Origin of the sequence: Albidovulum aestuarii, from assembly GCF_029961185.1 — a bacterium.
Classification (GTDB): Bacteria; Pseudomonadota; Alphaproteobacteria; order Rhodobacterales; family Rhodobacteraceae; genus Albidovulum; species Albidovulum aestuarii.
The window spans coordinates 176739-189075 of the sequence record NZ_JASBQQ010000007.1 but is presented as its reverse complement, the minus strand read 5'-3'; the positions used below and the strand labels follow the sequence as shown (position 1 = coordinate 189075).

The following is a 12337-nucleotide window of genomic DNA, read 5'->3' as shown; positions in this document are numbered from 1 at the left end:
GCTAATGGGACAGATATACCATCGTCAATCATGAATGGCACAAACGTATCATCAGTCGTCCTAGACCGTCTCTCCGAGGAGTTCGAGACGCTGACCCCCGAGGCGCAAAAGGCTGCGCGTTACGTCCTTGAGAACCCGCATTGCGTCGGTGTCTCGACCGTGCGCGAGATCGCCGAATCTGCCAATGTGAAGCCCAACACCTTGGTGCGCATGGCGCGCCAGGTTGGCTTTGAGGGGTACGAGGATTTCCGCGCCGCCTTCCGCGAGGCGATCCGCAGCGGATCGGCGGGTTATCCCGACCGCGCCCGCTGGCTGCAAGATGTCTCCAGGAAAGGCGCGCTCGGCGCGCTTTATGCCGAAATGGTCGGCTCTGCGATCCGGAACATAGAGGATACGTTCGCTGGCATCGACGAAGTGGCGCTGAAGGCGGCGGCCGAAGCGATCTGGTCCTCACGCCGGGTCTACACGGTCGGCGTCGGCGTCATGAACGCCAATGCCCGGAACTTCACCTACCTCGCCTCCACCGGCATGGTGGAGTTCCACGCAATCCCGCAGGCGGGCTCAAATCCCGCAGACGACATCGCCTGGGCTGACGGGCGCGACGTGCTGATCGCGATGACCTGTCGCCCCTATCGTCGCGAAGTCGTTGAGACGGTCAGAATCGCCCGCGAACAGGGCATGACCGTGATTGCCATTTCCGACAGCCCCGCCAGCCCGATCGTGATGGCCGCACAGCATCGCTTCACTGTCTCGGTCGATACGCCGCAATTCTTCCCCTCGTCGGTTTCGATCATCGCACTACTGGAGACACTCCTGAGTTTTGTCATCGCGGTGGCAAGCCCGGAGATCGTCGAGCGGGTCGAGAAGTTCCACAAACGCCGACACCAGCTCGGTCTCTATCTGGAGGATCCCGAATGAACGCCCCGCTCGTCCATTCGCTCGACGCCCGCTACTACACCGACCCCGCGATATTCGAGAACGAGATGCGCGGCCTTCTCGCCCGCACATGGCAGTTCGCCGGGCATGAGGCCCAGGTCCGCAATCCCGGCGACTACTTCACCTTCGAGATTGCGGGCGAAAGCCTCTTCTGCATCCGCGGCCGCAACGGTGAGCTCCGGACCTTTTACAACGTCTGCCAGCACCGCGCCCACCAGATGGTCGAGGGCTCCGGCACAACCCGTGTCGTCGTCTGCCCCTACCACGCCTGGACCTACGAGTTGTCGGGCGAGTTGCGCGCCGGACCGAACGTCAATTCGGTGCCGGGCTTCGACCGCAAGAAGATCTGCCTGACCTCGGTCCGCACGGAAGGCTTCCACGGCTACATCTTCGTCAACCTCGACGAAAACGCGGCGCCGATGGACGACTGGTATCCGGGCGTGCGCGAAGAGCTTGGCGAATATGTCCCGCATATCGCCGAACTCGAACCCCTAGAATGGGTCGAAATTCCCGAGAAGTGCAATTGGAAGGTCTCGGTCGAGAACTATTCCGAATGCTACCACTGCTCGATCAACCACCCGACTTTCGCGACCGGTGTGATCCGGCCAGAAACCTACGACATCCAGCCGATGAACAGGGGCTACGTCCTGCGGCACACGACCGAATGTCAGGACCTGTCCAAGATGACATATCCGATCGACACCTCGGTGCCGCACGGCGGTGAATACAGGTCGTTCTTCCTCTGGCCGATGTTCTCGTTCCAGGTCTATCCGGGCAACGTGCTGAACACATACCACTGGCGGGCGCATAACGTGGATCACTGCACCGTCTGGCGCGGCTGGTACACGCCCGGAGGCGAGGACAGCGAGGTGATCCGCCGACTGGCGATCCAGGACCGCGCGACGACGGTTGAGGAGGACATCCGGTTGGTGGAAAGCGTGGCAAAAGGGTTGAAAAGTCGAGGCTACCGGCCGGGCCCGCTGGTACTTGATCCCGATTGCGGGTTGAATTCCGAGCACTCGATCCAGACCCTGCAGCAATGGATGCGCGAGGCGGTCGATGCGTGACACTGCACCCTGCCTGCGGAACCGGATCGGGGGCGATTGGATAGACAAACGGCGTTTGGGGTCCTTGTAGCGCTGCAGCGCCAATCTGTGAGCCCGGCCCCCTGCACCGCCCCTACAAAACACGGAGTGCCGGGGCCGCAAGCGCAGCCGGACATTCGGTATCCTTTTCGGGGCAATGCTACGCCGCGAACCGGGACCGCCGTCCTGAGATCCGGCCATCGGAGCATCTGAGCAATCGGACAGGAATCGTCGCGCTGCATATCGGAGCGCGTAGCAGAGACAGTGCCGCTATATCCGTAATACTTTCCACGATTTTGCTGTATTTCCTACAAACAAAGAGCGTTTTTCGCACATACTCTCAAAATCAGATAAGTGTGTTTCGTGGTAGTGAGGTCGTAATGTTAATGGTTGCAAGTGAAAGCTTCGAACGCGAGTTCGGCGAAGAGAATGCTCGGTACACTGATGAGCTGAGTCCCGGCACTATTCTGCTCAGTGGACAATATTCGATAACCGAATATCTGAACAATGGCGGTTTCGGGATTACCTATCTGGCCAAGGACAGCCTTGACCGGAATGTGGTCATCAAGGAGTGCTTCCCAAGCGCGATGTGTCGTCGTACCGGGAACAAGGTGCAAACACGCTCCCGGGCTCATACCGCGTCCTTTGCCGGAGTCGTGAAGCTGTTCCAGCAGGAAGCGCGCAACCAGGCGAAGCTTTCGCATCGCAATATCGCGGCCGTTCATCAGGTCTTCAGCGACAACAACACAGCGTACATGGCGGTCGATTATATCGACGGTTCCGACATGATGGAAATCATCGAAGACGGAATGCCTATCGCCCCCGAGGTCTTCGAAAGCTGGCTGCGCAAGTCACTGGTTGCCGTTCAGTACATCCATGATCGCGGCATTCTTCACCGGGATATTTCGCCTGACAACATCCTGATCGACACTGAGAACGAACCGGTTTTCATCGACTTCGGCTCTGCGCGGGATCTGGCCGTCAGAAAAACCAGGGTTTTGTCCACGTTGAGGGTCGTGAAATCCGGATATTCCCCGCACGAACTCTACGTCGCCGGTTGTGCGCAAACGCCTTCGAGCGATCTGTATTCACTTGCAGCAACATTCTATCACCTGATCTCGGGCGAACCGCCCGTGGACAGCCAGATGCGCCTTTCGGCATTGGCGCTCGATCAGGGCGACCCTTACACCCCCTTGACTGGCCGGTTCGGCGAGTATCCCGAGGTCGTACTGAAATCCATTGATGCAGCGCTCAACGTCTTTCCGGACAAGCGCATTCAATCGGCGACCGAGTGGTTGGAGTTGCTGGACGCGTCGTCGGCGCCGACATCTTCGGCCGAACGCTCGGAGACGACGGATGTCGAACACGACAATTTTGACGCCGATGAAACGGCTTCGAACCGTGGATTCTTGCGTACCAATGGATTGCGGGTGGCCGCCGTTTTCGTCGCGGCACTTGCATGTGCATTGGCGCTGGCGTCGTTCGCATAGGATATGTCGGCAAACAATCGCCCGGATGTCATGTGCCTGACACCCCCCCTTGTAGACGGCTGTCGCAGTCTCTAAGTCTTCCAGTAACGTTATTCCCCGACCCGGCGGATCCATCCGCCGGGTCGAACTTTGTAAGGGAATGCGGCCCCAGGTTCGCAAAGGAGACAGCCTGCATGAGCGAGCTTCAGTATCAAGTTCCGCCAGTTTCTTACTATGTCCCGCCGGTTCCGCCCGTGGCAGAACCGATTGTGGCAGAAGACGCGGCAATCCGTCACGACCCGGTACCAGTGCGTTTCGCGCGGTATCCGAAGTAAAGCGACGGAAAACCAGGATTTGAGAGCCCGGCTGATATCAGCCGGGCTTTTTCGTTGCAGGCGCACCGCCTTCGAACCAGTTCGGGCGTGAATAATCGCAGGGCGCTTCCTGCATCTGCAGGTGCAGCCCCGTTCCGGTGAAGGGATGGGCGCGGGCGAGGTCTTCGTCGAACTCGATGCCGAGACCGGGCGCGTCCGGGACGATGACGTAACCCTCTTCCCACTTGATCGAATTCCTGATCAGTTTCAGGTGGAAGGCCCCGCCGGTTTCGATCGTCTCGACCATCAGGAGGTTGGGGATCGAAGCGGCAAGCTGGATGTTCGCGGCCCATTCGACGGGGCCCGCATAGAGATGCGGGGCCATCTGGGCGGTGAAGACCTCGGCAATCGCGGCGATCTTCTTGCATTCGAGGATGCCGCCCGCCCGGCCAAGCGCCGGTTGCAGGATGCGTGCGCCGCCGGTTCTGAGGACGGTGGCGAATTCCGCCTTAGTGGTGAAGCGTTCGCCCGTGGCGACGGGGATGCGCACGGCCTTTTGCACCTCAGCGAAATCGAGAAGGTTGTCGGGAGGGATCGGTTCTTCGTACCAGAGGGGCCCGTATGGTTCGATCGCCTGCGCCAGGCGTACGGCGCCTGCGATGTTGAACTGGCCATGGGTGCCGAAGAGAAGGTCGGCGCGGTCGCCGACCGCCTCGCGGATCGCCTTGCAGAAGGCTGCGGAGCGGGTGATGTCGCTTTGGCTTGGGTCATGTCCGCCACGGATTGTGTAGGGGCCGGCAGGGTCGAACTTAACCGCCGTGAAGCCCATATCGGCGAAGCGCGCAGCAGCCTCGGCAGCCATGTCCGGGTTGACCCAGAACTCCGCCGTCTCTTTCCCGGCCTCAGGGTAAAGGTAGGTGTAGCTGCGCAGCCGTTCATTGATCCTGCCTCCTAGAAGGGCGTGAACCGGGCGGTTCAGCGCCTTGCCGATGATGTCCCAGCAGGCGATCTCAAGCCCCGACCAGGCGCCCATGACCGTGAGGTCGGGCCGCTGCGTGAAACCCGATGAATAGGCGCGGCGGAACATCAGTTCGATGTTTTCGGGGTTCTCGCCAGCCATGTGGCGGTTGAAGACATCCTCAATCACCGCCTCCATCGCCTTCGGCCCCACCGAAGAGGCGTAACATTCGCCGTAGCCGGTGATACCGTTGTCCGTGGTCAGCTTGGTGAAAATCCAGTAGCGCCCGCCCCAGCCGGGGGAAGGGGGCGCGACGGTGAATATCTCGAGGTCCTTTAGGCGCATGATGTGGTCCCTGTTTCTGGCGGCGGTGGGGGGCTTCGCGCCCCCCGAGCCCGGATGTCATCCGGGCCTCCCCCCGCGGAGTATTGTTCGACAGAAAGTGTATTCAGAAGAGGATGACGTTACGGCGGGCGGCTCCTGATCTGGTGTCGGCGATGGCCTCGTTGATCTGGTCGAGTGTCCAACGGCCAGAGATAAGCTCATCAAGCTTCAGGCGACCCTGGAGGTAAAGGTCGGTAATCCACGGGATGTCGCGGGGCAGGACCGTGTCGCCCATGTTGGAGCCGATCATTGCGTTGCCGGTATAGGTGAAGATCACAGGTTCCCACTGCGATTTCGCGCCGGAATGCGGCATGCCGACCGCAACCATGCGGCCGCCATTGGCGAGGTAGCGGGTGGCGGTGTCATAGGCGGGGATGGCGCCGACAGTGACGAGGACGGCATCGGCGCCGCGACCGGCAAGGCGCTTGACCTCGGCCCAGGGTTTTTCCGCCGTCGCCAGTACGCCGTCGGTCGCACCGAACTCCTTGGCAACGTCGAGTTTGGCCGGGTTCGTATCGACCGCAATGATCCGGGCAGCGCCGGAGAGCCGTGCGCCCTGAATGGCGTTGAGCCCGACGCCGCCCGCGCCGATCACCACGACGACCTCGCCCGGCCGGATGCGGGCGGTGTTGACCGCTGCCCCCAGCCCGGTGATCACGCCGCAGGAGATGAGCGCCGCCGCCTCCATCGGGATACCATCGGGCAAGGGGGCAAGCTGACTGTCATGCACCACGACCCGTTCGGCAAAGGCGCCGCAATCAAGCCCGTGGGTGACTGGGCCGCCATTGAGCGTGAGCGGGCTGCCAGGCTGCGGCTGGGCCGGGCAGAGCGTGGGGCGGCCCGAGGCGCAGGTCGGGCAGGTTCCACAGGAGCGGATGAGCGTGACCAGAACCTTGTCGCCCACCCGGTACCGCGCGCTAGGACCGACAGCGCTGACCCGGCCCGCCGCCTCATGGCCATAGACCGCCGGCAGATCGCCGCCCCAGCCGCCATCCATGAAGGAGATGTCTGAAAAGCAGATGGCGCAGGCGTCAATGGTGACCTCGACCTCGTCCGGCCCGGGCGCGCGCATGTCGACCGTTTCGATGGCAAGGGGTTTGCCGAATTCATGGCAGATGGCGGCGCGGATCTTCGTCAACGGCTTCTCCTCTCATGGTCAGGCTAGCGGCCCTGACGGGGCGGATTCGCGCGGTCGGGCGACAAGGATTGCGACACAAGCGACCAACAGGATGGCGGCGAGCAGGAAGGGCGCGCCGGGCGCGTGGATCGGGGCATCGGGCCGGGTGAAGGCCGAAAACGTGCCGGTCATCACCATCGGCGACAAGATCATACCGATAGCGGTGATCGAGGCGACGACGCCCTGCAACTCTCCCTGCTGATCATCGGGCGTGCCGTTCGACATCAACCCCTGCATGGCTGGACCGGCGATGGAGCCGAGGGCGGCGAAGGCTGTGAAGGCAATGGCGGCCGTGCCCGAGGTGAGAAAGCCAAAGATCACGCAGGCCACGAATTCGATGGCGAGCCCCCAGAACGCCGCCCGGTATTCGCCGACCGCCTTGATGATCGGCCCGATGGCGAAGGCCTGCGTGAGTGTGAAGAACAGTCCGTAGGTTGCAAGCGAAACGCCGATCATGAATGGATCCCAGCCGAACTGCGCTTTGCCGTAAAATGCCCAGACCGCCTCGTAGACATGCAGCGCCACGTTATAGACGAGATAAAGCGTAAGTAACCGCCCAAGCCCCGGCAGGTGCCCGATCGCCCGGAAGGCGGCGAGAGGATTGGCGCGCGCCCATGAGAACGGCCGGCGGATGGCGTCGGTCACGGATTCAGGCAAGATCAGGAAGCCGAAGATGAGGTTGGCGGCCGAGATCGCAGCGGCCCCCCAGAAGGGCGCTCGGATACCAAGGGTGGAGAGCAGGCTGCCGAGGAAAGGTCCCGCAATGAATCCGAGCCCGAAGGCTGCGCCGATCAGGCCGAACCGTTTGGCCCGATCTTCCTTGGCGGAAATATCGGCCATATAGGCCATCGCGGTCGTATAAGTCGCTGCCGTAATCCCAGCGACGATGCGGCCCGCGACCAGAAGCCAGATCGTGCTGGCCAAAGCCATGATCGTGTAATCGATCGCCATGACGCCGAGCGCCGTCAGCATCACCGGCCGCCGTCCGAAGCGATCCGAAAGGTTGCCGACGATGGGGCCGCAAAGGAACTGCATCACGGCGAAGGAGGTCGCCAGAACCCCGCCCCAAAGCGCGGCATCGGAAAGATCGCCTCCGGTCACCTCACCGATCAGATCGGGCATGACCGGAAAGATGATGCCGATGCCGATGGCATCGATCACCACGGTCATTAGTACGAAGATCAGGGCAAGGCGGTTTTGCATTCGTGCTTCCGGTCAGTCACGGAACGTTAAGGGGTTTTGGGGCGGGATAGAATCTGAATTCGTGCGGATCGCGGTCGAGATTGGGCGGCTCGCGCTATGCAAGCAGTTCAAAGAGGTTTGAAAACGCGCAGCGTTGTGGTGACTGAGGGGGTCATCCCGAAGACATCTCCGAGAGCCGCCGGGCCAACAGTTCTGGGTCGGCGAAGAAGGGTGAATGCCCGGTTGGAAGGGTGGTGACCGCACCGGATGGAAAGGACGCGCTCATCGTTCTTTGGTATTCGGGCGGGATCGTGCGGTCATCTTCGCAGATAAGGTAGTGTCGTTCGACATCGTGCCAGGCGACAAGTGGCGCCAGCGGGGTCGATTGCGGCCGGATCGGTTCGGGGCAGAGGCGGGGCATTGCATAAGCGACCGCATCGTCCGGGCAATCGTGGTAAAAACAATCGTGCGCTCGGTCCGGGTCGATATTGTAGGTCACGCCTTCCGCATCGGCATGAACGGCGCCAGTCAGCGTCTGCCTTGGCCCGGCCCGCCGCATGTCGATCATCGACAGGCCGGGTGCAGGCACATAAGCGCAGAGATAGACCAGCCGCGCGATCTTCTCCGGCGCCCGTTCAGCCGCGAGCGTGATCGGATAGCCGGCCGCCGAATGACCCACCAGCGTGACCGGCCGGTCGATGGCTGTAAGGATCGCCCTGACGTAAAGGTCCAGCGTCGCCTCCGCTGCCGGGGTCCCATCGTCGCCATGGGCGGGCAGGTCGATGGCCCTTGCCTCATGCCCCAATGCGATCAGTGCCGGAATCACGTCGCGCCAGCACCAGGCGCCGTGACAAGATCCGTGGACCAGAAGGAACCGGCCCATGTCAGACATGGCCGATGGAGGTCAGGAACTCTGTCAGAACGCGCGCATATTCCTCGGGTTTCTCGACCGGCGGCAAGTGACCCGCCCCCCGGATCAGATTGAACCGCGCACCCCGTATGAGGTCGGAGGTTTCGCGCACGAGGTCGGGCGGCGTCGCGCCATCTTCGGACCCGGCAATGACAAGTGTTGGCAGGGTCAGTCCCGAGGTCGGCGTGATGAAATCGGTGCCTGCGATGGCGGCGGCGACTCCGCAATAGCCCTCGACCGGCTGGCGGGTCAGCATTGCGCGCCAGCCCTGCATCTCCTCCGTCTGGCGGAACGGCTTGGAAAACCACCGTTCCATCATCGCGTCTGCGATAGACTCAAGCCCGCCCTCGCGGATCGCTGCGGTCCGATCGGTCCACATCTGCGCGGTACCGATCTTGGCGGCTGTGTTCGACAGAACCATGGCGCGGACAATGTCGAGACGTTTTACAGCCAATCCCTGCGCAATCAGCCCACCGACCGAGAGCCCTACAAAGACACAGTCCTTTACGTTCAGTGCGTCGCAAAGCCGTTCGGCATCACGGACCAGCGCGCCCATCGCATAGGGTCCCTGCGGGCAGGAGGACAGCCCATGCCCGCGCTTGTCGTAGCGGATCAGTCTCAGCCCCTGCGGCAGAAGCGGCACAAGCCGGTCCCACATCCTGAAATCTGTGCCGAGTGAATTCGCGAAGACCACCGGCGCGCCCGAGGGGTCACCATCCTCTCGCCAGTGCAGATTTATGTCGCCGATGTCGAGAATGTTCATACCTGCGCCTCCGTCCGCGCATCCTGTGCGCGCACTGTCCGAAGGGCAAGCGTGGGGTGGAAAAATCTTGATCCAAGATCTTCCGCAGGAAGAACTTTGTTCCAGAATCCTTCTGGTCACTCGCCGACAATGAAGATGCCAGCCAGGACGAAGACTGCACCGAACAATTGCTTTGTGGTCAGCCCCTCGCCCAGCATCGCCGCAAGGGTCAGGACCATCAGCGTTTCGGCCGTGATGATCGCGATGTAGATCACCCCGAGGCTGGCCTGACGCAACAGCACGACTTCGGCCAGCGTGGCGATCGTGAAGCCAATGGCGATCAGAACCAGCGCAGACGGAGATATTACGTTCGAGGCCATCTTGATGCCTGCTGTCGCGATGGCATAGGCAAGCGCTGCGGTGAAGATCAGAAAGATCGGTTTCGAGAGTAGATACGTCATCGTCGGCCCGCGCCGTATGGCGCGGCTCCAATAGAAATTGAACTTGATTGAACGCCATGATGATGCCCCGACGCATCTGTGCAGGCCAAGGCCGGAAAACCTTACCCGATAGCGTTTTGGGGTTTCATTGAATCAGATTTCGAACTTTTCTTTCGAAATCTAATGCTTATCATCTCTGGGGAATCCAGAAACGCTCTGACGTCAGGCGGTGCCGAAACGGTCGAGGGCCATGCAAAACACCTCCCGGTCTACATTGCCGCCCGAGGCAACCGCGATGGCGGCATCGCCTTCGACCGCTCCGGGATGGAAGAGGGCGGCAGCGAGCGCCACCGCGCCGCCGGGTTCCAGCACGACATGCAACCTGCTGAACGCCTGGGCCATCGCGGCCAGCGCCTCGTCCTCAGTCACCGCGATGCCTGGGCCGCAAAGCCGCGCCATGATCGGGAAGGTAATCTGCCCCGGCGAGGGCGTGACGATGGCATCGCAAAGAGAGCCGGAGGTGCGGTTGTTCCGCTCGATCCCGCCTGATATCAGCGAACGGCGCACGTCATCGAATTCCTCTGGCTCCACCGGCCGGGCGCGCAGGCCCGGCGCCTTCTCCTCCAGTGCCAGAGCGATACCCGAGGTGAGCCCCCCGCCGCCGCAGCAAACAAGGACATCGGCTTCGGTCACACCTGCCTCGGCGGCCTGTTCGGCGATCTCCAGCCCCGTCGTGCCCTGTCCGGCGATGACCTGCGGTTCGTCGAAGGGTTTGATCAGTGTCAGCCCGCGATCCTCAGCCAAAGCCGCGCCGATTGCGTCGCGGTCGCCGGTGGCGCGGTCGTAGAGCACCACCTCCGCGCCCAGCGCGCGGGTATTGTCAATCTTCACGCGTGGGGCATCGGCGGGCATCAGGATCACGCAGGGCGCGCCATGCCGCCGTGCAGCCAACGCCACGCCCTGCGCGTGGTTGCCCGAGGAAAAGGCGATGACACCTTGCGCGCGCGCCTCCGGCGACAGCGCCGATACGGCGGACCATCCGCCGCGGAACTTGAACGACCCGGTATGTTGCAGGCATTCGGGTTTCACAAAGACCCGCCGCCCGGCGATTTCGTCAAGGAACGGCGACGACAAAAGCGGGGTTCTAAGCGCGACGCCCTTCAGCCGCCCGGCGGCAGCTTCGATCATGTCGATATTCATAGTTTCTCCAGCCAGACTTCGAGAGCGGCGAGCGCCTCCGGTTCATCGAGAAAGGGAACATGCGCGCGGTCGGGCACATCGGCAAAGATCATGTCGGGCCGTCGGCGGCACATCTCTGCCGCCGTCTCTTGCGACAGAAGATCGGAATTGGCTCCGCGGATCAGCGCCAGCGGCAGGTCAGCGCAGGCATCGAAGAGCGGCCAGAGATCGGCGGGCGGGCCTTCGAATGCCTTCAGGAAACTCGTTCGCAATTCGGGATCGTAGCGGATATGCAACCCCTCCGCTGTCTCGGCATAGAGGCGCTCAGAGAAGGCACGCCAGCGCTCCGTCGGGATATTGTCAAAGCCGGGCATGTTGCGCGGCAGCCGGGTGACAAGGTCGTCCATTGTCTTCGCCGCCGGATTGCGACCTACATAGTCCTTGATCTTCTCCAGCCCCTCACGCGCGATCACCGGACCGATATCGTTGAGGCAAAGACCCGTCAGCCGGTCCTTCGCGACCGCCGCCAGCGCCATCCCGATCAACCCGCCACGCGAGGTGCCGAGAATGGCCGCGCGACCGATCCCGAGATGATCAAGAAGCTCCAGCGCGTCCCGTGCCTCCCTATCCACGGTATAGGTCGCGGCGCCGGTCCATTCCGACCCGCCGCGTCCGCGATAATCCATGCGGATGAGCCTGAGTGGCGCCAGATGCGGGGCGACGAAATCGAAATCCGTCCCGGCCCGGGTGAGCCCGGCGAGGCAAAGAAGCGGTTTGCCGTTCCCCTCGTCCCGATAAGCGATGCGGGCGCCGTCAGTCGCGGTGAAGTGTGGCAGGGTCATTGGGTGGCGATGTCCGGGATGGTTGAAAGATCGGAAAGCACATGTTGGGGACGGGCGGGCAGCCGGTCCATCGGTTGGCCCGCTCGGTTGACCCATGCCGTCAGGAAGCCGAAGCCTGAGGCAGCCGCTGCGTCCCAGCCGTTCGACGAAGTGAAGAGCACCCGGTCAGGTGTGCAGGCAAAACGTTCGGTCACAAGGCGATAGACGCTGGCATCGGGTTTGAAGATACCGGTGCTTTCCACCGACAGCGTGTCGTCCAGCAATTCGCCGATCCCAGCGGAGCGGACCGCACCCTCCAGCATATCGGGTGCGCCATTGGACAGGATCGCGGTTTGCAACCCGGCCTCTTTCAGCCGCCCCAGCATTACGGGCACTTCGGGATAGGCTTCCAGTTCCCAATAAAGCGCGAGCAGGCGTTCGCGCAGGTCGGGATCGTCCAATCCAGCCTTCTCCAGCGCCCAGTCGAGCCCGTCCTGCGTAACAGTCCAGAAGTCGGTGTGCTGGCGCATGACGGCCCTGAGCCATGTGTATTCCAGCTGCTTGCGCCGCCAGTCTTCGGCCAGCTTCGGCCAAATCGCAGCAAGCTCCTCGCGCCCCTTTTCGGTCGCTGCCTGCCGGGCGGCGGCGGCCACGTCGAACAGGGTTCCGTAGGCGTCGAAGATGCAGACGGTAATGGTCATGTCAGGCCCCCTTCGGGCCAGACTGGCGCGGGCGGACCT

12 protein-coding genes are annotated in these 12337 nt (G+C 62.3%); 3 read left to right on the top strand and 9 right to left on the bottom strand.

Annotation, left to right across the window (positions count from 1 at the left end; genetic code table 11):
- Window positions 1-30: 30 nt before the first annotated feature.
- The 3 genes from QKW60_RS16030 (at window position 31) to QKW60_RS16020 (ending at window position 3511) form a co-directional block, all read left to right on the top strand.
- Window positions 31-918: a MurR/RpiR family transcriptional regulator gene (locus QKW60_RS16030; RefSeq protein ID WP_282370155.1), complete on the top strand. Its 888-nt coding sequence runs from the start codon at window positions 31-33 to the stop codon at window positions 916-918.
- On the top strand, window positions 915-2003 hold the full coding sequence (locus QKW60_RS16025; RefSeq protein WP_282370154.1) for an aromatic ring-hydroxylating oxygenase subunit alpha: 1089 nt from the start codon (window positions 915-917) through the stop codon (window positions 2001-2003). The genes QKW60_RS16030 and QKW60_RS16025 overlap by 4 nt, the downstream gene beginning before the upstream one ends.
- Before the next feature lie 374 nt (window positions 2004-2377).
- On the top strand, window positions 2378-3511 hold the full coding sequence (locus QKW60_RS16020) for a serine/threonine-protein kinase (protein ID WP_282370153.1): 1134 nt from the start codon (window positions 2378-2380) through the stop codon (window positions 3509-3511).
- Between the two features lie 351 nt (window positions 3512-3862).
- Here the strand turns inward: QKW60_RS16020 and QKW60_RS16015 are convergent, their stop codons facing one another.
- The 9 genes from QKW60_RS16015 to QKW60_RS15975 all read right to left on the bottom strand — a co-directional run bounded on the left by QKW60_RS16015 (window position 3863) and on the right by QKW60_RS15975 (window position 12298).
- Window positions 3863-5107 (bottom strand): mandelate racemase/muconate lactonizing enzyme family protein, encoded by a 1245-nt coding sequence (locus QKW60_RS16015; RefSeq protein ID WP_282370152.1) that lies wholly within the window; start codon window positions 5105-5107, stop codon window positions 3863-3865.
- Between the two features lie 103 nt (window positions 5108-5210).
- A complete protein-coding gene (locus tag QKW60_RS16010; protein ID WP_282370150.1) occupies window positions 5211-6284 on the bottom strand; it encodes a zinc-binding dehydrogenase in 1074 nt (357 codons plus the stop codon).
- A gap of 18 nt (window positions 6285-6302) precedes the next feature.
- A complete protein-coding gene (locus QKW60_RS16005) occupies window positions 6303-7526 on the bottom strand; it encodes a TCR/Tet family MFS transporter (protein WP_282370148.1) in 1224 nt (407 codons plus the stop codon).
- Window positions 7527-7677: 151 nt separating this feature from the next.
- Window positions 7678-8397 carry an alpha/beta fold hydrolase gene (locus QKW60_RS16000; RefSeq protein ID WP_336619172.1) on the bottom strand — a complete coding sequence of 240 codons (720 nt, stop codon included), beginning with the start codon at window positions 8395-8397 and terminating at the stop codon, window positions 7678-7680.
- A complete protein-coding gene (gene pcaD, locus QKW60_RS15995; RefSeq protein WP_282370146.1) occupies window positions 8390-9178 on the bottom strand; it encodes a 3-oxoadipate enol-lactonase in 789 nt (262 codons plus the stop codon). Before pcaD ends, QKW60_RS16000 begins: the two co-directional genes overlap by 8 nt.
- Window positions 9179-9294: 116 nt before the next feature.
- Entirely contained in the window at window positions 9295-9618 is a 324-nt protein-coding gene (locus QKW60_RS15990) for a 5-aminolevulinate synthase (RefSeq protein ID WP_282370144.1), read from the bottom strand.
- Between the two features lie 201 nt (window positions 9619-9819).
- On the bottom strand, window positions 9820-10797 hold the full coding sequence (locus tag QKW60_RS15985) for a threonine ammonia-lyase (RefSeq protein ID WP_282370142.1): 978 nt from the start codon (window positions 10795-10797) through the stop codon (window positions 9820-9822).
- Entirely contained in the window at window positions 10794-11618 is an 825-nt protein-coding gene (locus QKW60_RS15980; RefSeq protein WP_282370141.1) for an alpha/beta fold hydrolase, read from the bottom strand. The genes QKW60_RS15985 and QKW60_RS15980 overlap by 4 nt, the downstream gene beginning before the upstream one ends.
- The gene (locus QKW60_RS15975) at window positions 11615-12298 is read right to left on the bottom strand and encodes a haloacid dehalogenase type II (RefSeq protein WP_282370139.1); all 684 of its coding nucleotides are present in this window, start codon (window positions 12296-12298) and stop codon (window positions 11615-11617) included. The genes QKW60_RS15980 and QKW60_RS15975 overlap by 4 nt, the downstream gene beginning before the upstream one ends.
- Window positions 12299-12337 lie beyond the last annotated feature (39 nt).

Coding starts and splice junctions, on each gene's coding strand:
- QKW60_RS15975 (WP_282370139.1), bottom strand. CDS start 12,298: ATGACCATTACCGTCTGCATCTTCGACGCCTACGGAACCCTGTTCGAC.
- QKW60_RS15980 (WP_282370141.1), bottom strand. CDS start 11,618: ATGACCCTGCCACACTTCACCGCGACTGACGGCGCCCGCATCGCTTAT.
- QKW60_RS15990 (WP_282370144.1), bottom strand. CDS start 9,618: ATGACGTATCTACTCTCGAAACCGATCTTTCTGATCTTCACCGCAGCG.
- QKW60_RS16015 (WP_282370152.1), bottom strand. CDS start 5,107: ATGCGCCTAAAGGACCTCGAGATATTCACCGTCGCGCCCCCTTCCCCC.
- QKW60_RS16000 (WP_336619172.1), bottom strand. CDS start 8,397: ATGTCTGACATGGGCCGGTTCCTTCTGGTCCACGGATCTTGTCACGGC.
- QKW60_RS16005 (WP_282370148.1), bottom strand. CDS start 7,526: ATGCAAAACCGCCTTGCCCTGATCTTCGTACTAATGACCGTGGTGATC.
- pcaD (WP_282370146.1), bottom strand. CDS start 9,178: ATGAACATTCTCGACATCGGCGACATAAATCTGCACTGGCGAGAGGAT.
- QKW60_RS16025 (WP_282370154.1), top strand. CDS start 915: ATGAACGCCCCGCTCGTCCATTCGCTCGACGCCCGCTACTACACCGAC.
- QKW60_RS16030 (WP_282370155.1), top strand. CDS start 31: ATGAATGGCACAAACGTATCATCAGTCGTCCTAGACCGTCTCTCCGAG.
- QKW60_RS15985 (WP_282370142.1), bottom strand. CDS start 10,797: ATGAATATCGACATGATCGAAGCTGCCGCCGGGCGGCTGAAGGGCGTC.